The sequence below is a fragment of the Mesorhizobium sp. STM 4661 genome, assembly GCF_000359125.1.
In the GTDB taxonomy this organism is placed as follows: domain Bacteria; phylum Pseudomonadota; class Alphaproteobacteria; order Rhizobiales; family Rhizobiaceae; genus Mesorhizobium.
The window spans coordinates 96,993-120,376 of the sequence record NZ_CAAF010000069.1 but is presented as its reverse complement, the minus strand read 5'-3'; the positions used below and the strand labels follow the sequence as shown (position 1 = coordinate 120,376).

Genomic DNA, 23,384 nt, shown 5'->3' with positions numbered 1-23,384 from the left:
TTGTGGCCCCTTTACGAGCACTTCAGAACTTCATTCCAATTTTAGTTTTGAGCGTTAGGTTAGAGTCACAATGTTGGTGCGTAAAAGGCAGATGTCGGGGGGAGGAGCGTCACTGCGCGGGCTTTCGCGTACCCTGCTTTTCGCCCTGATATGCTCGGCCGCACTGTTTGCCGAGCCCCGAAATGCCACGGCTTTCGAGCTATTCGGCATCAAATTATGGGGTTCTTCCAGCGACGAGGACGCCGATATTGTCGACCCGCTGCGCTATGCCGTCACCATCGATGCGCCCGACGCCGACAAGGATCTGGTCAAGAAGCTCGAAAACGCCTCGACGCTGAAAAACGACGAAGAGCTCCCGGTTTCCGGTTCGCTCGGGCTGCTGGCCAAGGCGCGCAGCGATCGCGAACAACTTGTCGCCGCACTTTATGCTGACGCCCGCTATGAAGGCGTCGTCACCATCACCATCGAGGGAAAGGCGCTCGACGAACTGCCGCCCGATGCCGAATTTTCGGGACCGCAGCCGATCCCGGTGGTGATCGGTATCGCGACCGGGCCGAAATTCACGCTCGGCAATATCCGGCTGAAAGGCGATGCGGCGGGGTTGGCCAGCGCCGATTTCGGCCTGATCGCCGGCGGCGACGCCGGGTCAGGCGCGGTGCTCAAGGCCGAGGCCTCGATCGTGCGGGCGCTCAAGGCGGAGGGCAGGCCGCTGGCCAAGGTGACGGGCCAGGAGATCGTCGCCGACCATGACACCTCAACGCTCGATGTGACGCTCACCGTGGCGGCCGGGCCGGTCGCCGGCTATGGCGACACCACGGTCGAAGGCACCGAGAAGGTCGACCGCGACTTCACCGAATACATGACCGGCCTGAAGCGTGGCCGCCAATATTCGCCCGATGAGATCGACGAGGCGCGCGACCGGTTGCTCGGGCTGGAAGTGTTCAACAGCGTGACACTCAAGGAGGCCGACAGCCTCGATGGCGACGGCAACATCCCGATCGGTGTCCAGGTCAGCGAACGCAAGCCTCGCTATTTCGGCGTTGGCGGCACGCTCTCCAATACCGAGGGGCTCGGTCTGGAAGGCTATTGGGGTCACCGCAACCTGTTTGGGCGAGCCGAGAAGCTGCGCATTGATGGTGCGATCAGCGGCATCGGCAGCAACAGCTTGACCGAGCTCAACTACAATGCCGGCATCATGTTCGAAAAACCGGGCGTGGTCGGACCGGCGTCGAAATTCTTCGCCAACGTCAAGACCGTGTTGGAGCATCCCGACGCCTACGACCATTTCTCGGTCAAGGGCAGCACCGGCCTGTCCTATGAGCTCGACAAGAAGCAGACGGTTTCGGCTGAAATCGCGCTCGACTATTCGAAGATCCGCGACGCCTTCGGCAAGCATACCTATCTGATCGCCAGCATCCCCTTGCAATATGTTTATGACAACCGCGACAGCCGGCTCAATCCGACGCGGGGATTCCGGGTGCTGGCCTATGCCGAGCCAAGCTACGACATTCTGAACGGCGCTGCCTTCCTCAAGCTGAAGGGCGAGGGGTCGGCATACCAGTCGCTTGATACGGCCTCGAAATTCGTCTTCGCCGAACGCGTCGCCATCGGATCGATCGTCGGCGCCGGCCTTCAGGATGTTCCGGCCGACCGGCGCTTCTATTCCGGCGGCGGCGGTTCGGTGCGCGGCTATGCCTATCAGGGCATCGGTCCGAAGGACATCGACGGACAGCCGATCGGCGGGCTCTCCTTCTTCGAGACCTCGGTCGAGATGCGCATCGCCGTCACCGACACGATCGGCGTCGTGCCATTCGTCGATGCCGGCACCGTCTCGACCGGATCATTCCCGGATTTCTCCGACATGAAGGTCGGCGCCGGCGTCGGCTTGCGCTACATCACGCCATTCGGGCCATTGCGCATCGACGCGGCATTGCCGCTTAACCGTGGTCCCGGCGATCCGCGTTTCGGTATCTATGCCGGTATTGGCCAGGCGTTCTGAGCGATGAAGATGTTCAAGCGCATCCTTCGCATCGTCCTTTACACGCTGCTCATCGTGGTTGCGGCGGCCGTGGGGGCGCTCGTTGTGCTGACCAAGACCGAGCGCGGCCGCGCAAACCTTGCCGGCATCATCTCGACCATGGCGTCGACCGACGACCGCAAAGTCACGGTCAGCGGCATTGACGGCATCTGGTCCGGCGCGCTGACCGTCGACCATGTCGTGCTGGAGGACCGCGAAGGCGCCTGGCTCGTGGCCCGCAAACTGGCCGTCGACTGGTCGCCGCGGGCGCTTCTATTGAAAAACTTCAGCGCCGAGCGCATCGCCGCGGAGCGTATCGAACTGGCGCGCCTGCCGGTGGCCAGCACGCAGCCGAGCCAGGGTGGTGCGACCGCGCTGCCGGTTTCCGTCGACATCAAACAGATCGAGCTTCCCGAGATCGCGCTCGGGCAGGCCCTGGCCGGCAGCGGCATCGCCGAGCTCGCGGCCAAGGGCGCGCTCAAGGCCGACGCGGCGCCGCTGGCGGTCGAAACGAACCTCAACATCACCCGCCATGACGGCAAGCAAGGCACGGTCGACGCGAAAATCAATTTCGCGCCCGCCGACAACAAGCTCGACCTCGATCTGAAGGCATCCGAGCCGGCCGGCGGCATCATCGCCAATCTGCTCAATCTGCCGGATGCGCCGCCGGTCGACATCGTCGTCTCGGGCACGGGGCCGATCGCCAACTGGAGCGGCATCGGGACCTTCGTCGTCGACGGCCAGATCGTCACCCAACTCACCGGCCGGCATCAGCTCACCGACAAGGGCAGCCATGTCGAGGCCAAGGGCGACGGCGACTTCGCGCGCTTTGTGCCGGAAAACCTGAAACCCCTGTTTGCCGGCAAGACCAGCTTCGACCTTGCCGGGACCGCCATGGTCGCGGGCGGCGTCGCTGTCGATCGCGCCAGTATCGACAGCGATGCCGTGCATGGCACTGCCGCCGGTATCGTCGATCCCAACGGCGCCAGCGACCTTGCGGTGGAACTCGCCGCCAAGGGGCCGCCCATCGTGCTCAGCCTCGGCAGCACGGCGCAGCCGGTGACCGTGGCGCTCACAGGCGCCACCGCTCGTGCCTTCGGCGGTGGTAAGGCGCCGATCGTCGACATCGGCGCGTCTCTGGTCTCGGTGGTGGCGGGCGGCACGCGGCTGGACAATCTCACCGCCGAGATCCATTCCAACGGCTTCGACATCCAGGAGCGCAGCGGGCCGGTCAGCATCAAGCTTACGGCCGGCGGCCTCAACACAAATGTCGCGACGCTGGCGCCGCTGGTGACCGGCAAGGTTACCGCCGATCTCGCTGGTTCGGTCAGCAAGGACGAGATTTCCGTCGATCAGGGCACGTTGCGCAGCGATGCGCTCAACGCCTCGCTCACCGCCAAGGTGACGCTGGCCGACCTGGCGATGACGCTCAAGATGAATGCCGATGCCGTCTCGACGGCGCTGCCGCCGCAGATCCGCCCGGTTCTCGGCGAGCGCGTGACATTCTCGGCCACCGCAACCCGCGATCCGCAAGGCTCGTTCGCCGCCAATTCACTGGAATTCACTTCCGGGGCACTCAGCGCCAGCGGCACCGCCAGCGCGACGGGCACCGACATCCAGGCGGACGTCAAGGGCACGCTCGGCGATGTCTCGGTGCTGTCGCCCATCGTCGGCGTGCCGGTCGGCGGGGCCGTCGATTTCGCGCTGACGGCGAGCGGCGCGCGCTCGGCGCCGGATTTCTCGGTGTCGGCCGACAGCGACAGCCTGACGGCTTCGGGCCGCACGGTGAAGACCGTCAAGTTGAGTGCGAAGGGGAAGGCCGACATCGCCAGCCCGGCTGCCGATGTCTCGCTGACCGGGTCGGTCGACGACCAGCCGCTCGACCTCAAGGCGTCGTTGGTCATGAGTGACGGAAAGCGGTCCATCAACGGGCTCAGCCTGGCGCTGGGCGACAACAAGGTCTCGGGCGACCTTGCGCTCGACGACAGCCTGCTGCCGCTTGGCACGCTGACGCTCGATGCGCCCGATATCGGCCCGCTGGCCGCGCTTGCCGGGCAGACGGCGACTGGCGACATACAGGGCAGCATCCGTTTCTCCGATGATGGGGGCGCGCCGACTGTCGCGATCGATATGACGAGCGCCTCGATTTCTCGCGGCGACCTGGCGGCGAAGACCATCGCCGTCAACGCGCTGGTCGCCAACTATCTCAAGGGCCCGGCGATCTCCGGCACGATCAAGGCCGATGCGGTCACTTCGGGAACCACTGTGATCAACGGCATCGGCGTCGATCTGAAGCGCGATAGCGACTGGACCGGCTTTTCCGGCGGCGCCACCATATCAGGCATTCCGGCCACGGCCGCTGGGCGGGTGAAGATCGCGGACGGCACGACCAGCGTCGAGATCGCCTCGGGCGAAGCGACCATTCGCGGCATCAAGGCAGCGATCGCCCAGCCGTCGAGCTTGAGCGTCGCCAATGGCACCGCCAGCATCGAGAAGCTGGCGCTCGATGTCGGGGGCGGGTCGGTGACCCTCTCCGGCACCGCTGGCCAGACGCTCGACCTCGCGGCCGAATTTTCCGCGCTGCCGGCAGCCCTTGCCAATGATTTCTCGCCTGGCCTCGACGCGGCGGGCACGCTGGGCGGCACGGCGCAAGTGACGGGCCCCTCGGCAAACCCAGACATTCGTTTCAATGTGCAACTCGCTGGCGCCGAGACCAGCCAGACCCGCCAGGCGGCACTCGGTCCGCTCAACCTCGATGCGGCAGGCAGTTTCTCCTCCGCCGGCGGCGTTGCAATCGACCAGGCGACGCTTGCCGGCGAAAAGATCTCCGGCAAGGCGGCCGGCACGATCAATCCGAACGGCATCAGCGATTTCTCGCTCGACCTTGCCTCGACCGGTCCGAGCCTGCCGCTGGTGCTTGGCAGCCCCGAGAGCCCGATCAGGCTCGAGCTGCAGGCGTTGTCGCTGAAGGCCGCGGGGCAGGGCACGCAGCCGAAGCTCGATATTTCGGCGACGCTGCCTTCGGCCGCCACCAATCTGGCCAAGGTCGAAGGCATCACGCTGGCGCTGCACTCCGATGCTTTCGACGTGAGGAGCCGGACCGGGCCGATTTCCGGGACGGTGACGGCGGACAAGATCGGCCTGGACAATCCAACCATCGCGCCGCTGATCGCCGGCAAGATCACGGCCAAGGTCGCCGGCAGCCTCGCCAAAGACACCGTCGTCATCGACAGCGGCTCGGTGGTCGGGGCCGCGCTGAACAGCGCCTTCAACGGCAAGGTCTCGCTGGCCGACGGCGCCATCGATCTCAACCTCAGGGCGGATGCGGCTTCCGAGGCGCTGCCGGCGGCAGCGCGTGGCGTGCTTGGCGAGAGGACGGAACTCAGCGCCGCGCTGAAGCGCGATGCCAACGGCAATGTCACCGCCGACGCGATCAAGCTGGTGTCCGGTGCGCTTACCGCCGATGGAAAAGCCAGCCTTGCCGACAACAAAGTCGTCGCCGACATCAAGGGCGCGCTGGCCGACATCTCGCTTCTGTCGAAAGATGCCATGGGCGCCATCGCTTTCGCGCTGAACGCTCAAGGGCCAAGCACCGCGCCCGACCTGTCGCTGACGGTGAACAGCGACCGGCTTGCGGTGGCCGAACGCGAGATCACCGGGCTGCAGCTCACCGCCACCGGCAAGGCCGACGCCACCAACCCGGCGGCCAATGTGCAACTGACGGGAAATGTCGCCGGCCAGGCCCTGCAAGGCAGTGCCGTGCTGGCGACATCCGACGGCAAACGCGCCATCAATGGCCTGTTGCTGTCGCTCGGCAAGAACCGGGTCTCCGGCGATCTTGCGCTCGACGATGCCTTCGTGCCCGAAGGCACAGTGGCGCTCGATTTGCCTGACATCGGACCGCTTGCAGCGCTTGCACTGGAAAAGGCGGAAGGCGACGTGCGCGGCACCATTGCCTTCTCGAAGACCGGCAATGCGCCTGAGGTTACCATCAAGGCGTCGACGGCTTCGATCTCACGCGGCGATCTGTCGGCGAAGACGGTCACTATCGATGCGCTGATCGCCAATTACCTCGCCGCACCGGTCATCTCCGGAAAGGTCCGCGCCGACAGCGTCACCTCCGGCGGCACCGTCATCCTGGGCATCGATGTCGATCTCAAACGTGACGGCGACTGGACCGGCTTTTCCGGCGGCGCCACCGTCAAGGACATTCCGGCCAAGGCCGCCGGCCGGGTAAAGGTGGTGAACGGTACAACTACCATCGAACTCGCTTCCGGCCAGGCAACGGTGCAGGGGATCAAGGCGGCAATCGCCCAGGCCTCGACCATCACCATTGCCAACGGCACGACCAGCCTGGACAGGCTGGTGCTCAACCTCGGCGGCGGCACGGCGACGGTTTCGGGCAAGGTCGGACAGGCGCTCGATCTCAATGCGACGCTGGCGCGGGTGCCGGCCTCGCTTGCCAACAGTTTCTCGCCGGGCCTCGATGCCGCGGGCTCGATCTCGGGCACGGTCAAGGTGACGGGCGCGCCAGCCAATCCGGCCGTGGCCTTCAAGATCGATGCCTCTGGCGTCCAGACATCGCAGACCCGTGGCGCCGGTTTCGGCGGCATGAGCGTCTCGTCCTCCGGCAACTTCGCCAGCAACAGGCTGGCCTTCGATGCCAATATTAGCGACGGAGCCGGCCTCGGCCTCAAGGGCGGCGGCACTGTGACGACTGCCGGCACGCCCGCGCTGGCGCTCGACTTTTCCGGCAAGGTGCCGTTCGCCTTCCTGACCCGGACACTCACCGCGCAAGGCCTGTCGCTGAGCGGCACGGCCAATGTCAATGTGCAGGTGCGCGGACCGGCGACCTCGCCAATGATCGGCGGCACGGTCAGCACGGCAGGCGCCCGTCTTGTCGATGCGCGCTCGGGCCTTGCCATCAACAACATCACCGCCGATGTCGCGATCGGCGGCGGCGTCGCCAGGATCAACCGCCTGACCGGCACGTTGTCGACACGCGGCAGCCTGTCGGCCAGCGGCACGGTCGGCATCGATCCGGCACGCGGTTTTCCGGCCGACCTGTCGGTCAAGCTCGTCGACGGCCGCTATACCGATGGCAGAGTGGTCACCGCCAATCTCGGTGGCGACCTGACCATCAAGGGCCCGCTCGCTTCGGCGCCGGTGATTTCGGGTACCGTCAATCTGGCCAAGACCGTCATCACCGTTCCCGAAAAGCTGCCGGGCTCGCTGGCGGCGCTCGACGTCAAGCACAAGAACGCGCCAGGCGCCGTGCGCGCGCAGGACAAGGCGTTGCGCCCGGCGACGGCGAGCGGCAGCAGTGGCGGCAGCGGCCTCAACCTCGATGTCACGGTCAACGCGCCGAGCCAGATCTTCATCCAGGGCAGGGGCGTCGATGCAGAGCTTGGCGGTTCGCTGCGGCTGACCGGCCCGGCGGCGTCGCCACAGGCGATCGGCACCTTCACCTTGCGGCGCGGGCGGCTGTCGATCCTCGGCAAGCGACTGACCTTCACCGAAGGCACGGTCGGCTTCTCGGGCTCACTGGTGCCCTACCTCAACCTCACCGCGACATCGACAACGAGCAGCGCCACCGTCACCATCGTGGTGTCGGGCGAGGCGACCAATCCGAAATTCACCTTCTCCTCGGTGCCGGCGCTGCCGGAGGACGAGGTTTTGGCGCAGTTGATTTTCGGCCGCTCGATGTCGAACCTGTCGCCGCTGCAGATCGCCCAGCTTGCGGAAGCCGCCGGGCAGCTGGCCGGCATCGGCGGTTCGACATCGCTGCTCCAGAACCTGCGCAGCGCGATCGGCGTCGACGATCTCGACGTGACGACTGACGATGAGGGCGGCACCGCGGTCTCGGCAGGTAAATATCTGAACGACCGTACCTATGTGACGATCCAGAAGGGCGACAAGCCGGGTTCGGGCAAGGCGACGATCGATCTCAATGTCGGACGCGGCGTCAAATTGCGCGGCGAGGCCAACGACGCCGGCGAAGCCAAGGGCGGCATTTTCTACGAGCGCGAATATTAAAGCCGAGCCGACGGCAAAAGAATCGGGCAAACTGACTATCTGGTCGGCATCGCTCTTGGCACCACCTTCGGGATCGGCTGGTGCTGTCCAACTTTGATAAATGTCTCAATTTAATCGGTGCCGGAGATTCGACGAAATCTGCCGGGCAGTAGCAATTTTGCGCCAAGACTGTCGTTATCGCGCGAACCGCTTCCCTTCCAAAGTTGCACATTCCTTGGCATGTTCCAAATCCGTGCTGTTTTTGACATCATGGCCCGAATGCGGAATGTTAAAAGGCAGAAAGCCAACAATGGGAGTTAGTGATGACAAACTACAAGAGTAATGGCGATCGCGTTCCGGATCACATCCATGCAATGGCCGAAGAAGCCAGGGCCGGACGTGTCGATCGCCGCGAATTTCTCGCCTTGGCCAGCGTCTTCGGCGCGTCCACGGCGATGGCCTATGGCATGCTCGGCCTTGCCGATCCCACGCCCGCCAAGGCGGAAGAAGTGCAGGGCAAGAAGGGCGGCATCTTGAAGGTCGCGCAGTGGATCAAGGATCCTAAGGATCCGCGCAAATCCGACTGGTCGGAAATCGCCAATGCCGAGCGCCAGGCGCTCGAGCCGCTGGTCAAGTACACGACCGAATACACGTTCCGCCCCTATCTGCTGGAGAGCTGGGACGTCAACGACGACGCCACCGAATACACGCTGAATGTGCGCAAGGGCGTGACCTGGTCGAACGGCGATCCGTTCACCGCCGAGGACGTCATCTTCAACATTCGTCGCTGGGCCGACAAGAAAGCCGAAGGCAATTCCATGCCCGGCCGCCTCGGCACGCTGGTCAAGGATGACAAGCTGGACGAGGGCGCCGTGACCAAGGTCGACGATCACACCGTCAAGCTGAAGCTCGGCAAGCCTGATATCGCGCTCATCCCGAACATGTGCGACTATCCCGGCCTCGTCGTCCACAAGAGCTTCGACGAGAAGGGCGGCGACTTCAAGGCCTGCCCGATCGGCACCGGTCCTTTCGAACTCGTCTCCTACGATGTCGGCCAGAAGGTGGTCTACAAGCGCCGCGAAGACAACAAGTGGTGGGATGGCGAGGTCTTCCTCGACGGTATCGAGTTCATCGACTACGGCACCGATCCGGCCGCCATGGTCAGCGCCTTCGAAGCCGGTGAAGTCCACACCAATTTCGAGACGTCGGCCGACTACGTGTCGATCCTCGACGGTCTGGATCTGGTGAAGTACGAGGTGGTCACCGCGGCGACCATCGTCTGCCGCACCAATGTGGCCAACAAGCCTTACGATGACCAGAAGGTGCGTCAGGCGCTGCAACTCGGCGTCGACAACGCTGTCGTGCTCCAACTGGGCAATGGCAATGCCGGCACCGTCGCCGAAAACCACCATGTCTGCCAGATCCATCCGGAATATTACGAACTGCCGAAAATCGCTCGCGACCCCGCCAAGGCGAAGGCGCTGATGGCGGAAGCCGGACAGGCCGATTTCGAGCATGAGCTGATCACGGTCGACGAGGACTGGCACAAGAACACCGGCGATGCGATCGCCGCCCAGTTGCGCGACGCCGGCATCAAGGTGAAGCGCACGGTGCTGCCAGGCTCGACCTTCTGGAACGACTGGACGAAGTATCCGCTGTCGATGACCAACTGGAACATGCGGCCGCTTGGCGTCCAGGTTCTTGCTATCGGCTATCGTACCGGTGAGGCCTGGAACGAGACTGCCTGGTCCAACCCGGACTGGGACGCCAAGCTCAATGCCGCGCTGTCGGTCGCCGACGCCGCCAAGCGCAAGGAGATGATGAAGGACATCGAGCAGATCCTGCAGGATTCCGGCATCATCATCCAGCCCTACTGGCGCAAGCTCTACAGCCACTCGGTTGCGGCCGTTAAGAACTACGCCATGCACCCGACATACGAGCGCGATTACGGCAAGATCTGGCTCGATCAGGCCTGATCGATCGAAGCTACGGGGAGGGAGGGCGTTCGTCCCTCCCTCCTGTTTCGAACATGATCCGAAAAACGGGAGGTCGGCGCAAAAAAGGCTGCTGACTTTTCAAGCTGGCTCATGCGACAAATCAAGGGTTGACAGCACCTGACCCCAACCCCACCGGCAGGGGGCCGCCATGCTTTCTTTTATCCTGAGACGTCTCGGCACGATGGCATTGACGATGCTGTGCCTGACGATGGTCGTCTTCTTCCTGATCAATCTCGATCCCAATCTGAAGAAGCTGGCGATCAGCCAGACCGAAATGCATACCTCGGCCGAGCAGCTCGAAAGCTGGCTGGTGGGGCATGGCTACCGACAGAATTTCTTCGCCCGCTACGGCCAATGGCTCGGCATCGTGCCCAAGCAGCCGGTCACAGACCCGGCGACGGGCAAGCCCGCGCAACGTTTTTCCTTCTGCAACGATCCGGTCGTGCCGACATTTTCCGGCATACTTCAAGGCGATTTCGGCTGCTCGACAAAGTTCAAAACCACAGTCGCGTCGAAACTTTTCCCGGCGCTCAGCGCCACCGGAATCCTGATGCTCTGTGTGCTTTTGGTGATGGTGCCGGTCTCGCTTTTGATCGGCATCCTTGCCGGAATGCGCGAAGGTTCGCGAACCGACCGGACACTGTCCGTCGCCTCGATCGCCTCGACGGCGACGCCTGAATATGTGTCGGGCGTTATCTTCACCGTCATCTTCGCTTCGTGGCTCGGCATACTGAACGGTTCGGCGGCCTCGGCCAGCCAGGGCATCACCTTCTACAATTTCACCTTGCCTGTCATGACGCTGGCGATCTACGGCATCGGCTACATCGCCCGCATGACGCGCGCCTCGATGGTCGAGGTGATGACGCAGCAATATATCCGCACCGCCCGGCTGAAGGGCCTGTCCTTCGGCAGCGTCGTGGTCAAGCATGCGCTGCGCAACGCGCTGATTGCCCCCTTTACCGTCATCATGCTGCAATTCCCCTGGCTGCTCACCGGCGTCGTCATCGTCGAGGTGATGTTCCGCTATCAGGGTTTTGGCTACACGCTGGTCGAGGCGGCCGGCAACAACGACATCGACCTGTTGCTCGGCTGCTCGCTGGTCTCGGTGTTCATCGTCCTGATCACGCAGCTCATTTCCGATGTCGGCTACGCGTTCCTCAATCCGCGTATCAGAGTTCAGTAGGGGATCGGGCGGATGCAGGTTGAATATATCGGCGCCTTCAATATCGTGCTTGGCGTGCTTGGGCGTTTCTGGCCGGTCTGGATCGGGCTCGTCCTGGTGATGGGGGCGAGCTTCGCCTACAAGAAGAGGCTCGGCCTCTACGGCCAGCTCTTCGACAGCGGCGTCGGCATTGTCGGTGTCGGCATCTGCCTGTTCTGGCTGTTCACGGCGATCTTCGCGTCGACCGTCTCGCCCTTCGACCCGCTTGCCCAAATCCCGATCATGAAGGACGCACTGCCGGGCGGGATCGAACCGAAATCAGGACTTGCCTATCTGTTCGGCGGCGACAAGCTCGCGCGCGACGTGTTCAGCCGCATGGTCTATGGCAGCCAGATCGTGCTGATCATCGCACCGGCCGCAACGGGGTTTGCGCTGATGGTCGGCATCACGCTCGGCCTGCCGGCCGGCTACTATGGCGGCAAGATCGACACGGTGCTCTCCTTCCTCGCCAATCTCGTGCTGGCCTTCCCGGTGATCCTTCTGTTCTACCTGCTGGTGACGCCGGGCATCATGGACACGCCGATCCCCTACGCCATGGCCGGGCTGTTCTTCATGTTCCCGATCATCTTCTTCAGCGTGCTGTTCTGGACGCGCTACAAGAACCGGCCCGACCGCCTTTACATCCTGCTCGGGCTGACGCTGATCATCGGCGGCTGGGTCTATGCCGGCCTCGTCTTCGATGTCGATCCGTTCAAGATCATCCATATCGATCCCAACCAGCTCAACATCTTCGTGGCGGTGGTGTTTGCCTCCAGCCCCGGCGTGTTCCGCATCGTGCGCGGCCTGGTCATGGACATCAAGACGCGCGACTATGTGGCGGCCGCGCAGACGCGCGGCGAATCGCCCTGGTACATCATGCTGTGGGAAATCCTGCCCAATGCGCGCGGGCCGCTGATCGTCGATGCCTGCCTGCGCATCGGCTACACCACGATCCTGCTCGGCACGCTCGGTTATTTCGGGCTGGGGCTGGCGCCAGAGAGCCCGGACTGGGGCACCGCGATCAAGGACGCCAGCCGCCTGCTGCGCTCCTTCATCCATCCGGCGCTGCCACCGACGATCGCGCTGATGTCGTTCGTGCTGGGGCTGAACCTTTTGGCCGACTCGCTGCGCGAACAATCGATGAAAGATTGATGGACGGGTCTTCGACCCTACTTTGAAGAACAAGGATTGGAGCGACCCATGAATGAGGCAGTTCGAAATCCCGGCAAGCCGACCGATGGGCCGATCATCGAGATCGAGAACCTGTCCATCTCCTTCTTCACCCGCAAGGGCGAGATACCTGCCGTCATGGACTTTTCCTGCACCGTCATGCCCGGCGAGGCGATGGGCATTGTCGGCGAATCCGGCTGCGGCAAGTCGACCGTTTCGCTCGGCATCATGCGCGACCTCTCCAACATCGGAAAGATCGTCGGTGGCCGGATCAAGTTCCAGGGCAAGGACATGGGCGAACTGTCCGACGAGGAACTGCGCGCCATCCGCGGCAACAAGATCGCGATGATCTACCAGGAGCCGATGGCGAGCCTCAACCCGGCGATGAAGGTCGGCCAGCAATTGATGGAAGTGCCGCTGATCCACGACAAGGTGTCGAAGGAAGAGGCTCATAAACGCGCGCTGGAAATGGTGCGCTCGGTAAGGCTGCCCGATCCCGAGCGCATGATGCGATCCTATCCGCACCAGCTTTCCGGCGGCCAGCAGCAGCGCATCGTCATCGCCATGGCGCTGTTGTCGAAGCCGGCGCTGCTTCTGCTCGACGAGCCGACGACGGCGCTCGACGTGACGGTGGAGGCGGGCATCGTCGACCTGGTCAAGGGGCTTGGCGAGAAGTTCGGCACCTCGATGATCTTCGTGTCGCACAATCTCGGCCTGATCCTCGAGACCTGCGACCGCATCACGGTCATGTATTCCGGCGAAGCGGTGGAGACCGGCAAGATCAAGGACGTGTTCGACCGGATGCGCCATCCCTACACGCAAGGCCTGTTCCGCTCGATCCCGCTGCCCGGCGCCGACAAGAATTCGCGGCCGCTGATCTCCATCCCGGGACAATTGCCGCTGCCGCACGAGCGGCCGAAGGGCTGCAATTTCGGTCCGCGCTGTCACCATTTCGTCGAAGGCGTCTGCAATGCCGCCGAAATCCCGATGATCGCTGTCGAAGGCCATGAGGGTCATTTCTCGCGCTGCGTGCGCTTCAACGAAATCGATTGGGAGGCGCTGCCGCCCGGCGCCAAGAAGGTCAACGAGCGTGTCGTGCCCGGCGCGCCGGTGCTCAAGATCGAAGACCTCAGGAAATACTACAAGGTCGGCGGCAACGAAGTGTTCGGTTCGAGCGAAGGCCGCGTCGTCAAGGCCAACGAGACGATCTCGTTCATGGCGCGCGAATCCGAAACCGTCGCCATCGTCGGCGAGTCCGGCTGCGGCAAGTCGACGTTGGCCAAGGTGCTGCTCGGGCTGGAGACGGCAAGCTCCGGCAGCGTGACGCTGGGCAACAAGGAGATCCAGTCGACCGGCGTCGAGAAGCGCAGCGTCGAGACGGTATCGTCGATCCAGATGGTGTTCCAGAATCCGTTCGACACCCTCAATCCCAGCCACTCGGTCGGCTCGCAGATCATCCGCACCTTGGAAAAGTTCAATGTCGGCAACTCCGTCGCCGACCGCCGCAAGCGCATGCTGGAACTTCTCGACCTGGTGAAGCTGCCGAGGGCGTTCGAGACCCGCAAGCCGCGCCAGCTTTCAGGCGGCCAGAAACAGCGCATCGGCGTGGCGCGGGCCTTTGCCGGCGACGCCAAGGTGGTGGTGGCCGACGAGCCGGTCTCGGCACTCGACGTGTCGGTGCAGGCGGCGGTGACCGAACTCTTGATGGACATCCAGCGCAAGAACAAGACGACGATGCTGTTCATCAGCCACGATCTGTCCGTCGTGCGCTACATCGCCGACCGCGTCGTCGTCATGTATCTCGGCTATATCGTCGAGCAGGGCACGACAGACCAGATCTTCGCGCCGCCCTATCATCCCTACACCGAGGCGCTGCTCTCGGCGATCCCGATCGCCGACACCAGCGTGGTGAAGAAACACATCGTGCTGGAAGGCGACATCCCCTCGGCGATGAACCCGCCGAGTGGCTGTCCGTTCCAGACGCGCTGCGGCTACAAGAAGCTGGTGCCGGACAATCTGTGCGAGACCAAGGTTCCACCGGTGAAGAACCTGGGCGACGGCCATATGAGCCTGTGCTGGCTTGCCGACGACGTGCTGGCGACAATGGAGCCGGTGATCAAGTTCGACAAGGAGCACGCCGCGCATGAGGGCGTGCCGGAGGACGCGCCGCACGGCAGTGGTCCGGGCTTCGCTGGTGCTCCGCCGAAGCGTCCAGGCGGCAAGAAGCCGAACTGACGAGCGGCAGGGGCTCTAAATCCTCGGCGCGGTCAGTTGGCGCATTGCCTCCGAAGCGCCGCGATATCTCGTATGTGCCAAGGAAGGGCATGCCACATCCCCTTGAGTATTTCTGTTTGTAGCCCTATGTGATGCGTGATGTCTGATGCGCAGAAAGGAGGTGCATTGTGAGAACGACACTTGCGATCGACGACGATGTACTCCTTGCCGCCAAGGCCATGGCGCAGCAGCAGGATCGCAGCGTTGGCGAGGTCATTTCCGACCTTGTCCGCCGTTCGCTGCGTCGGCCTCAGGCTGGCGGTGAGCGCAACGGCATTCCATTGCTTTCATCCCGGCCCGGCAGCCCGATGGTTGATCTCGAAACGGTCAATACGCTTCGCGACGAGTTGCCGTGACCTTTCTGCTCGACGTCAATGTTTTGATTGCGCTGATCGATCCCGGTCATGTTGCGCATGACGATGCCCATCGATGGTTCGAATACACCGGACATTCCTCATGGGCCACGAGCCCTATCACGGAGAATGGTGTCATCAGGATCGTGGGTAATCCCAAATACCCCAATTCTCCCGGTTCGCCCGCAGTCGTTGCGCAGATCGTCGAAAAATTGCACACACTTGCCGGACATCAGTTCTGGCCGGACGACGTCAGTCTGGTTGGCTCCGCCGACATCGATGCGGGCAAGATCCTGACCTCGGCGCAAGTCACAGATAGTTATCTGCTGGCGCTTGCCAAGACGCGTGACGGTAAGTTGGCAACCTTCGATCGAAAATTGTCTACGGCGGCGGTAAAGGGAGGAAAGTCGGTTCTTCACATTATCCCGACCGAGTGAATCGCTGAAATCTGTTCCCGATCCGAGTTCAACATTGGATCAACAATGCCAAGTGATTTCACCTGGCTGCAAAAAAGCTGCTCCGGCAGATTCAGTTGCCGCACTGCCTTAACTGGTCAGCGTAGTCGCGAGCCATCTTTTCAGTGGCCCGCGCATAGTTCTGGACGCCGGCATCGCTCCGGTTGCCCCGGCCATAGGCTGTCCAGCCGAGATAGTAGGCCAAATAAAGGTTGTAGGTGTCGTTGCGGGCAACGCCGAAGGTATCGGCGGTCTTGGAATGATACCAGCCGACGAAATCGACGGCATCGGCGAATTTTGTCCGCCGCGCCGCCCAATTGCCGGTCTCGCTCTGATATTGCGACCATGTGCCGTCCAGCGCCTGCGAGAAGCCGGTGGCGCTGGAGACATGTTTCCACGGAATGAAACCAAGCAGTTTGGTGCGCGGCGGCCTCGCGTTGCTCTTGAAGCCGGATTCCTTGCGCACCGTCGCCATCAGCACGGGGACCGGTATGCCGTATTTCTGCTCGGCCCGTTCGGCGGCCGCCTGCCAATTGCCGAACCAGCCGTCATTCTGGTCGAACACGGCACAGACATCGTTGATATGGCTTGGCGGTGTGGCGCAGGCCGACAGTGCCAGCAACACGGCGACAGCTACAATTTTACTAAAACTCGACCTACGCATTGGACGACGAATAGGCCGAAAACATGAAAGGAATCTTGCTGCGTTTCTTAATCGCTCATCCGCTGCCATGGCCCAGGCGAGCGAGGATGAATATTCCGACCTTTCCTGTCGCTTTTGTCGGGCGGAAATTGCCTGCGTGCCGCCTTGGCTAAAATCACGCCCGCAGACGGCGGATTTCTGACAGCCTGGTTTGAGCCACGGCGCTTTGATGCCGCGCATGACTGAACCAAGACGCAAGCGCGGCGCCGAGCGAACCAGCAACAGGGGACCGGCCGCCATTCCGCAACTGCCGTTGCGCCGCGTCACCAATCCCTATCCGCCAATGGCGATGCTTTCGGCCGATCAGATCGAGGCGATCCATCAGGCGTCGATGCACATTCTGGAGAATTTCGGCATCGAGGTGATGAGCCCGCGGGCGCTTTCGCTGTTCGAGAAAGGGGGCGCCAAGGTCGATCATGCGTCGATGAATGTCCGCATCGACCGGGGCATGATCGAGGAAGTGCTGAAGACGACTCGGTCGAACTACACGCTGACGCCGCGCAATCCCGCCCACACCGTCCATCTCGGCGGCAACACGATCAATTTCACTTTGGTTGCCGGGCCGCCCAATGTGCACGACATGGAGCGCGGCCGCCGTGCCGGAAACTTGCGCGACTATTCAGATCTCGTCCGGCTGGCGCAGCATTTCAACTGCATCCACATGCTCGGCAACCAGGTCTGCGCACCTGTCGAACTGCCGGCCAATTCGCGCCATCTCGATACATATTTTGCCAATCTGATGCTGACCGACAAAAGCTTTCACGTCTCGGCCATCGGCCGGGGCAGGGCGCTTGACGGCATCGAGATGATAGCGATCTCGCGCGGGCTGACGCTGGACCAGATGCGCGACGATCCCGGCATTACCACCATCATTTCGGTCAACTCGCCGCGCCGCTTCGACGAGATGATGGCCGAGGGATTGATGACCATGGCCGAATTCGGCCAGTCGGTGGCGGTGACGCCATTCACGCTGATGGGGGCGATGAGCCCGGTGACACTTGCCGGCGCTTTGGCACAGCAGAATGCCGAGGCGCTGTTCGGCGTGGTGCTGACGCAGCTCGTGCGTCCCGGCGCGCCGGTCATGTATGGCGCCTTCACCTCCAATGTCGACATGAAGTCGGGTGCGCCGGCCTTCGGCACGCCCGAAAACACTAAGGCCAACATCGCCTCGGGGCAATTGGCGCGGCGCTACAATCTGCCCTACCGGACGACGCCGGGCTCGGCCTCCAACGCCGCCGACGCGCAAGGCGCCTATGAAACGCTGATGGCGTTGTGGGGGGCAGTGCTCGGCCACGGCAATCTCGTCTATCACGCCGCCGGCTGGCAGGAGGGTGGGCTGACCGCGTCGTTCGAGAAGTTCATCATCGATGTCGAGATGATCCAGCACATGATGGAGTTCCTGCGCCCGATCGAGGTCAATGAGGCCGAGCTTGCCGTCGAGGCGCTGGGGGCGGTGCCGACCGGCGGCCATTTCTTCGGCGAGCCGCACACGCTGGAGCGTTACGCCACCGCCTTCTACCAGCCGATGCTGTCCAACTGGCAGAACTACGAAGCCTGGCAGGAGGCCGGCGGGCTCGACGCCACGGCGCGCGCGACGCGACTGTGGAAGAAGGCGCTGGAAGACTATGTCGAGCCGGTGACGGATATTGCCGTGCGCGAAGCCCTGGAAGCGTATGTTGCCGAGCGCAAGGAAGCGATCGGGCAGGGCGAGCCGTGATGCTGCTCTTGCCAATTCCTCCCATCTTGAATCCACTCAACCATCCAACTCACTGAAATAACGAGAAAAACCCATGAAATCGCATGCAAAGGTCGTGGTCATTGGTGGCGGTGTCGTCGGATGCTCCGTGCTGTTCCATCTCGCCCGCCATGGCTGGACCGATGTCGTTCTATTGGAGCGCGATGAGCTGACTTCCGGATCGACCTGGCACGCCGCCGGTGGCATGCATACGATCAATGGCGATCCCAACGTCGCCAAGCTGCAGAAATACACGATCTCGCTCTACAAGGAGATCGAGGAACTGTCCGGCCAGGCGACCGGCGTGCATCTGACCGGCGGCGTGCTTTTGGCCGCGACCGAAGCACGGCTCGACTGGCTGCGCGGCGTCGTCGCCAAGGGCCGCTATCTCGGCATCGACCTCGAGGAAATTTCGCCTGATGAGGCGGCCGAATTGATGCCGCTCATCGACCCCAAGCAGTTCGTCGGCGCGGTGCGCAACAAGGAGGACGGCCATCTCGATCCATCGGGCGTCACCCATGCCTATGCCAAGGCCGCACGCAAGCTCGGTGCTGAGGTCGAGCGTTTCACCAAGGTCGAGGACATCGTGCGGCGCGCCGACGGGTTGTGGCGCGTCATCACCAACAAGGGCGAGGTGGTGGCCGAGCATGTCGTCAACGCCGGCGGCCTGTGGGCGCGCGAGGTCGGCCGCATGGTCGGGCTGGAACTGCCGGTGCTGGCCATGGAGCACATGTACCTGATCACCGAGGATATGCCGGAGGTCGCCGCCTGGAACCAAAAGACCGGCACGGAGATCATCCACGCGGTCGATTTCGACGGTGAGCTCTATTTGCGCCAGGAGCGCGGCGGCATGCTGATGGGCACCTACGAGAAGGCCAACAAGCCATGGTCCGAGTTCCAGACGCCATGGAATTTCGGCCATGAATTGCTGGAGCCGGATATCGACCGCATCGCGCCGTCGCTGGAAGTCGGCTTCCGGCACTTCCCGGCTTTCCAGAACACCGGCATCAAGCAGATCATCAACGGACCCTTCACCTTCGCGCCCGACGGCAATCCGCTGGTCGGGCCGGTGCGCGGCCTGCCGGGCTTCTGGGTCGCGTGCGGCGTCATGGCCGGCTTTTCGCAAGGCGGCGGCGTTGGTCTCGCTTTGTCGAACTGGATGATCGAGGGCGATCCCGGCGCCGACATCTGGGCCATGGACGTCTCGCGCTATGGCGACTGGGCGACGATGGCCTATACCAACGCCAAGGTGCGCGAGAATTATTCGCGGCGGTTTTCGATCCGCTTCCCCAACGAGGAGCTGCCTGCCGGGCGGCCGCTCAAGACGACGCCGGTCTACGATTTGTTGTCGGCCAAGGGCGCGCAGTGGGGCGTGGCCTATGGGCTGGAAGTGCCGCTGTGGTACGCGCCGGAGGGCGTCAGGGACGAGTTCTCGTGGCGGCGCTCGAGCGATTTCACGCATGTCGCAAGGGAAGTGAAGACGGTTCGCTCAGGCGTCGGCCTGGCGGAGATTTCGAGCTTCGCCAAATACAAGGTGACGGGCGAGGGGGCCGCCGCATGGCTCGACCGTCTGCTTGCCTGCAAATTGCCGAAGCCGGGCCGCATGACGCTGGCGCCGATGCTGAAGGACGATGGCAGGCTCATCGGCGACTTCACGCTCGCCAATCTCGGCGGCCTCAATTCCAACGGAGAAGGCTGGTTCCTCGCCGGCTCCGGCGTCGCCGAGCAATACCATATGCGCTGGTTCGAGGCGCATCTGCCCGACGACGGCTCGGTCCGTATCGAGGCGCTCGGGCCGAAACTGACAGGGCTGTCGATCGCTGGACCGAAAGCCCGGGAACTCCTGGCAAAGGTCACGCGGGCGGATGTCTCCAATGCGGCGTTTCCATTCATGGCCATCGCCAGGATGGATATCGGCATGGCGCCGTGCCTGGTCGGGCGCGTCAGCTACACCGGCGATCTCGGTTACGAGATGTGGGTGGCGGCGGAATATCAGCGCGCCGCGTTCCAGGCCCTGATGGCGGCCGGCGAGGAATTTTCGATCGGCCTGTTCGGCTCGCGCGCGCTCAACGCGTTGCGGCTGGAAAAGAACTACGGCTCCTGGGCGCGCGAATACCGTCCGATCTACGGGCCGCTGGAGGCTGGGCTCGACCGTTTCGTCGCCTATGGCAAGGACGCCGACTTCATCGGCAAGGCCGGCGCGCTTGCCGAGCGCAAGCAGGGCGGCAAGCTCAGGCTGCGCGCCTTTGTCGTCGATGCCGCTGATGCCGATGTCATCGGTGACGAGCCGATCTGGCATGACGGCGCCGTGCGCGGCTGGGTCACGTCAGGCGGCTATGCGCATCATTCGAAGAAATCCGTCGCCATGGGCTATGTGCCGAAGGAGATCGCCGAGGAGACCGACGGTTTCGAGATCGAGCTCCTGGGAAAACGTCATGCCGCGCGCATGCAGGCCACGCCGCTGTTCGACGCCAATTTCGAGCGGATGCGCGGATGAAGGTGCGTTGCCTGTTGACGCCTCAAGCGTTGCGGCGGTTGTCCAGGGCGAGGGCGCCGGGACCGGCAACCGCCAGATAGAGGAAGATGAAGCAGAACGAGATTGCCAAATCGCCGCCATTGTTGATGGGGAAGAAGTCGCGCGGCATGTGCGCCATGAAATAGGCGATCGCCATCTCGCCGGCCAGGAGGAAGGCCACCGGCCTGGTGAAGAGCCCAAGCGCCAGGAGAATGCCGCCGGCGAATTCGAGGATGCCCGCGGTCAGCGTCAGCCCGCTCAGGGCACCGGCATGGTCGCTGACGGGAAAATTGAACAGTTTTTGCGTGCCATGTTCGATGAATTGCAGCGCCGTCATGATGCGTAATGCGGCCAGAGCCTGCGGCTGATATCTGGCAAGACCGTAAAAAAGCTTCATCCAAAACTCCATTTTACCCCCGAACCGGCCATAGATTATCGCCCGGCAAGGGACCATTCACTTCGCATGGCCTGCCATCAACAATCGGTGATTGGAAATGCTCCTCGTTCTTTAATATTTTTCTCGCTAGGGTTGTATAAAAATCGCTATGGTTGTATTGATATCCAGACACTCCAAACCATGTGGGTTCCGTTTGCCATGAGAAAAGTCGTCGTTAGCCTATTCGCCATCCTCGCAGGCACCAGCGTCACCATGGCCGACGACGCCGGCTGTGCTGCTTTCAAATGGCCGGTGACGCGCGAGGAGGCCCTGTTTGCGGCGGCGCCCGTCGCGCAGTCCGGCACTGACCTTTCGGTCGGCGAGGCTGCGGATGTGGCGTTGGCGCCGGTCGACACGATCAGCTTCACCGTTCCGCCGGAACGCGCGCCGGCAGCCGGTACATTCGGCGCGACGGCAAGCGTGGCCGTGCCCCTGGAGGGAGAGCTCCAGATCAGCCTGTCCGATGAGGCCTGGATCGATGTCGTTCAGGACGGCAAAGCCGTAAAGTTGGCGGCTTTCAGCGGTATGAAGACCTGTCCGGGGATCCGCAAGAGCGTGCGCTTCAAGCTGGCCGCCGGCCCGGCGACCATCCAGCTCAGCGGCGCCAAGAAAGAGACCCTCAAGATTGCTGTGCTGGCGCCGGAATGACTCTCAAGGAGCGTGAGGTCGGAGTGACAGCGCCCCCTCTGTCCGGTAGGACAGAGGGGCGCGAAGGATCGCAAACTTTGCGCCTTAACGCGATGCCCGCCAGTTACCGCCCAGGCGCAAGCAACGCGAAATGCGCGCCTTGCGGGTCCTGGCATTGCACAATCCATTGGCCGGTCGGCACCTCCATCGGACCCATCAGAACCTTGCCGCCATTATCGGTGACGCGCTTGGCGGCCGCATCGATGGCCGGGACGTTGAAGTAGAACATCCAGACCGGCACTGGAATCTGCTCCGGCTTGTTCATCATGCCGCCGCCGGATTCGGGGCCGGCGGAAAAGGTCTGGTAGATGCCCATCGGCCCCATGTCCATCGCATCGCCCTTCTCCCAGCCGAACTGCCCGGCGTAGAAATCGAACGCTGCCTTCCAGTCCGATGTATAGAGTTCATGCCAGCCAATATGGCCTGGCGTGGTGGCCGGCACAGTTGGCTGATCGGGGCCGGTCGGCTGCATCAACATGAAGGTCGAACCTTGCGGATCGGCGACGACGGCGAAGCGCCCGACGCTCGGAATGTCGTCGGGTTCGCGGTGAACCGTGCCGCCGGCCTTCTTCAACGATTGCGTCGAGGCGTCGACATCCCTGGTGTGGATATAGCCGAGCCAGGCCGGCGGCATGCCCATCTTGGCGGCGTCCTCAGGCAGCGTCATCAGCCCGGCGACGCCGCGCTCGCCGACATTCATGACGATGTAGCGCGGCATGCCTGGTCCGGCGTCGAAGGGCTGGGCTGTCCAGCCGACCACAGCCGTATAGAAGGCCTCGGCGGCGTCGAGGTCGGTGGTCATCAGCTCGTACCAGAAGAAGGGCATGGGGGACTCCGGCATTGTCGTGCTCCTTATGTTTCCAGTCGTGGGCGGTTTCCAGTTGTGGATTGCGGTTCGATCCATCCTAGGACGATCTTGGCGACGGAAATCCGACAACTGGACCAGAAATCGATGGCGGCAAGGTGCCCCTCGTTCGCAATCTTGCGCGTGTCGCGGTTTTCGACTTTGTTTACCTTCAACGGGGGTCGATCCATGCGCTTGATGTCGCTCACGCCGGAGCTTGTCGCATTGTGTCATCGGGAGGAGGCAGATCCCGGTCCCGATGGCAGCTGGACGCAACTGACCGACGAGGATTTCCGGACGCTTGCCCTGCGGCTGTCGGGCGAGGCCGACGAAGGTTCGCTGTGGGTGTTTGCCTATGGCTCGCTGATCTGGAAGCCGGCCTTCGAATCCGTCGAACAGCAGCGCGCCACCGCTTTCGGCTGGCACCGCTCCTTCTGTCTCGACATTGCGCGCTGGCGCGGCAGTGTCGCACAGCCGGGCCTGATGATGGCGCTGGAGCGGGGCGGGCGGTGTAATGGCGTGATCTACCGATTGCCCGAAGGCGAAAAGCCGGCCCAGATCGAAACACTGTTGCGGCGCGAAATCGATGATCACGAGAGTGTCGCCACGGTCAGATGGCTTCCTGTGCGCACTGCTCAAGGGTCGCTGCGGGCGTTGGGCTTCTGGGTCGGCGTGACCGGCAGAGGCACCTCGCTCAGGCAGCCGCTGGAGAGTGTGGCTCAGGTGCTGGCCAGGGCGTGCGGGCATGTCGGATCGGGTGCGGAATATCTCTACAACACGGTCAGTCACCTCGAAGCGTTCGGCATTCGCGACCGCAATCTGTGGCGGCTGCAGGACTTGGTCGCAAACGAGATCCGGTCGATCCATGGCAGCACCCCTGAGGCCGGCATGCCGAACTCAATAACATGAGTAAAAATATCATGTTTTTATCGAGGCTTTTCAGTGGCTTGCGTTGAAAATTGACCAATTGATAAAAAAATAA

General features: G+C 62.9%; 15 protein-coding genes. 12 read left to right on the top strand and 3 right to left on the bottom strand.

Annotation, left to right across the window (positions count from 1 at the left end; all coding sequences use genetic code 11):
* Window positions 1-70 precede the first annotated feature (70 nt).
* The 8 genes from MESS4_RS23445 (at window position 71) to MESS4_RS23410 (ending at window position 15,464) form a co-directional block, all read left to right on the top strand.
* Window positions 71-1,999, top strand: a complete 1,929-nt coding sequence (locus MESS4_RS23445; RefSeq protein ID WP_006336367.1) for an autotransporter assembly complex family protein — start codon at window positions 71-73, stop codon at window positions 1,997-1,999.
* A gap of 3 nt (window positions 2,000-2,002) precedes the next feature.
* The gene (locus MESS4_RS23440; protein ID WP_006336366.1) at window positions 2,003-8,053 is read left to right on the top strand and encodes a translocation/assembly module TamB domain-containing protein; all 6,051 of its coding nucleotides are present in this window, start codon (window positions 2,003-2,005) and stop codon (window positions 8,051-8,053) included.
* A 302-nt stretch (window positions 8,054-8,355) separates the two neighbouring features.
* Window positions 8,356-10,008, top strand: coding sequence for an ABC transporter substrate-binding protein (locus MESS4_RS23435; protein ID WP_006336365.1), 1,653 nt, complete (start codon window positions 8,356-8,358; stop codon window positions 10,006-10,008).
* Between the two features lie 169 nt (window positions 10,009-10,177).
* Window positions 10,178-11,212 carry an ABC transporter permease gene (locus MESS4_RS23430; protein WP_081609834.1) on the top strand — a complete coding sequence of 345 codons (1,035 nt, stop codon included), beginning with the start codon at window positions 10,178-10,180 and terminating at the stop codon, window positions 11,210-11,212.
* 12 nt (window positions 11,213-11,224) lie between these two features.
* Window positions 11,225-12,382 (top strand): ABC transporter permease, encoded by a 1,158-nt coding sequence (locus tag MESS4_RS23425; RefSeq protein ID WP_006336363.1) that lies wholly within the window; start codon window positions 11,225-11,227, stop codon window positions 12,380-12,382.
* 48 nt (window positions 12,383-12,430) lie between these two features.
* Window positions 12,431-14,635 carry an ABC transporter ATP-binding protein gene (locus MESS4_RS23420; protein WP_006336362.1) on the top strand — a complete coding sequence of 735 codons (2,205 nt, stop codon included), beginning with the start codon at window positions 12,431-12,433 and terminating at the stop codon, window positions 14,633-14,635.
* A gap of 167 nt (window positions 14,636-14,802) precedes the next feature.
* Window positions 14,803-15,030, top strand: coding sequence for a hypothetical protein (locus tag MESS4_RS34060; RefSeq protein WP_006336361.1), 228 nt, complete (start codon window positions 14,803-14,805; stop codon window positions 15,028-15,030).
* Entirely contained in the window at window positions 15,027-15,464 is a 438-nt protein-coding gene (locus MESS4_RS23410) for a TA system VapC family ribonuclease toxin (RefSeq protein ID WP_006336346.1), read from the top strand. The genes MESS4_RS34060 and MESS4_RS23410 overlap by 4 nt, the downstream gene beginning before the upstream one ends.
* A 91-nt stretch (window positions 15,465-15,555) precedes the next feature.
* Here the strand turns inward: MESS4_RS23410 and MESS4_RS23405 are convergent, their stop codons facing one another.
* Window positions 15,556-16,146: a transglycosylase SLT domain-containing protein gene (locus tag MESS4_RS23405; protein WP_036241933.1), complete on the bottom strand. Its 591-nt coding sequence runs from the start codon at window positions 16,144-16,146 to the stop codon at window positions 15,556-15,558.
* Between the two features lie 217 nt (window positions 16,147-16,363).
* On the opposite strand from MESS4_RS23405, the gene MESS4_RS23400 reads away from it, so the two are divergent.
* Both MESS4_RS23400 and MESS4_RS23395 read left to right on the top strand, forming a co-directional pair.
* Entirely contained in the window at window positions 16,364-17,902 is a 1,539-nt protein-coding gene (locus tag MESS4_RS23400) for a trimethylamine methyltransferase family protein (RefSeq protein WP_036241942.1), read from the top strand.
* Window positions 17,903-17,975: 73 nt separating this feature from the next.
* Window positions 17,976-20,417, top strand: a complete 2,442-nt coding sequence (locus MESS4_RS23395; protein ID WP_006336341.1) for an FAD-dependent oxidoreductase — start codon at window positions 17,976-17,978, stop codon at window positions 20,415-20,417.
* A gap of 22 nt (window positions 20,418-20,439) precedes the next feature.
* Here MESS4_RS23395 and MESS4_RS23390 read toward each other — a convergent pair whose 3' ends face one another.
* Window positions 20,440-20,832 carry a DoxX family protein gene (locus MESS4_RS23390; RefSeq protein ID WP_006336339.1) on the bottom strand — a complete coding sequence of 131 codons (393 nt, stop codon included), beginning with the start codon at window positions 20,830-20,832 and terminating at the stop codon, window positions 20,440-20,442.
* Between the two features lie 66 nt (window positions 20,833-20,898).
* Here MESS4_RS23390 and MESS4_RS23385 point away from each other — a divergent pair, with 66 nt between their 5' ends.
* On the top strand, window positions 20,899-21,519 hold the full coding sequence (locus MESS4_RS23385) for a hypothetical protein (RefSeq protein ID WP_244441192.1): 621 nt from the start codon (window positions 20,899-20,901) through the stop codon (window positions 21,517-21,519).
* Window positions 21,520-21,622: 103 nt separating this feature from the next.
* On the opposite strand, the gene MESS4_RS23380 is transcribed toward MESS4_RS23385, so the two are convergent.
* Window positions 21,623-22,399, bottom strand: coding sequence for a VOC family protein (locus MESS4_RS23380; protein ID WP_006336334.1), 777 nt, complete (start codon window positions 22,397-22,399; stop codon window positions 21,623-21,625).
* Between the two features lie 192 nt (window positions 22,400-22,591).
* Between MESS4_RS23380 and MESS4_RS23375 the strand changes: the two genes are divergently transcribed.
* Complete coding sequence (locus tag MESS4_RS23375; protein WP_006336330.1) at window positions 22,592-23,311, top strand: gamma-glutamylcyclotransferase; 720 nt, start codon at window positions 22,592-22,594, stop codon at window positions 23,309-23,311.
* The last annotated feature ends 73 nt before the right edge of the window (window positions 23,312-23,384 follow it).

Coding starts and splice junctions, on each gene's coding strand:
- MESS4_RS23445 (WP_006336367.1), top strand. CDS start 71: ATGTTGGTGCGTAAAAGGCAGATGTCGGGGGGAGGAGCGTCACTGCGC.
- MESS4_RS23440 (WP_006336366.1), top strand. CDS start 2,003: ATGAAGATGTTCAAGCGCATCCTTCGCATCGTCCTTTACACGCTGCTC.
- MESS4_RS23435 (WP_006336365.1), top strand. CDS start 8,356: ATGACAAACTACAAGAGTAATGGCGATCGCGTTCCGGATCACATCCAT.
- MESS4_RS23430 (WP_081609834.1), top strand. CDS start 10,178: ATGCTTTCTTTTATCCTGAGACGTCTCGGCACGATGGCATTGACGATG.
- MESS4_RS23425 (WP_006336363.1), top strand. CDS start 11,225: ATGCAGGTTGAATATATCGGCGCCTTCAATATCGTGCTTGGCGTGCTT.
- MESS4_RS23420 (WP_006336362.1), top strand. CDS start 12,431: ATGAATGAGGCAGTTCGAAATCCCGGCAAGCCGACCGATGGGCCGATC.
- MESS4_RS23405 (WP_036241933.1), bottom strand. CDS start 16,146: ATGCGTAGGTCGAGTTTTAGTAAAATTGTAGCTGTCGCCGTGTTGCTG.
- MESS4_RS23400 (WP_036241942.1), top strand. CDS start 16,364: ATGACTGAACCAAGACGCAAGCGCGGCGCCGAGCGAACCAGCAACAGG.
- MESS4_RS23395 (WP_006336341.1), top strand. CDS start 17,976: ATGAAATCGCATGCAAAGGTCGTGGTCATTGGTGGCGGTGTCGTCGGA.
- MESS4_RS23390 (WP_006336339.1), bottom strand. CDS start 20,832: ATGAAGCTTTTTTACGGTCTTGCCAGATATCAGCCGCAGGCTCTGGCC.
- MESS4_RS23385 (WP_244441192.1), top strand. CDS start 20,899: ATGGCCTGCCATCAACAATCGGTGATTGGAAATGCTCCTCGTTCTTTA.
- MESS4_RS23380 (WP_006336334.1), bottom strand. CDS start 22,399: ATGCCGGAGTCCCCCATGCCCTTCTTCTGGTACGAGCTGATGACCACC.
- MESS4_RS23375 (WP_006336330.1), top strand. CDS start 22,592: ATGCGCTTGATGTCGCTCACGCCGGAGCTTGTCGCATTGTGTCATCGG.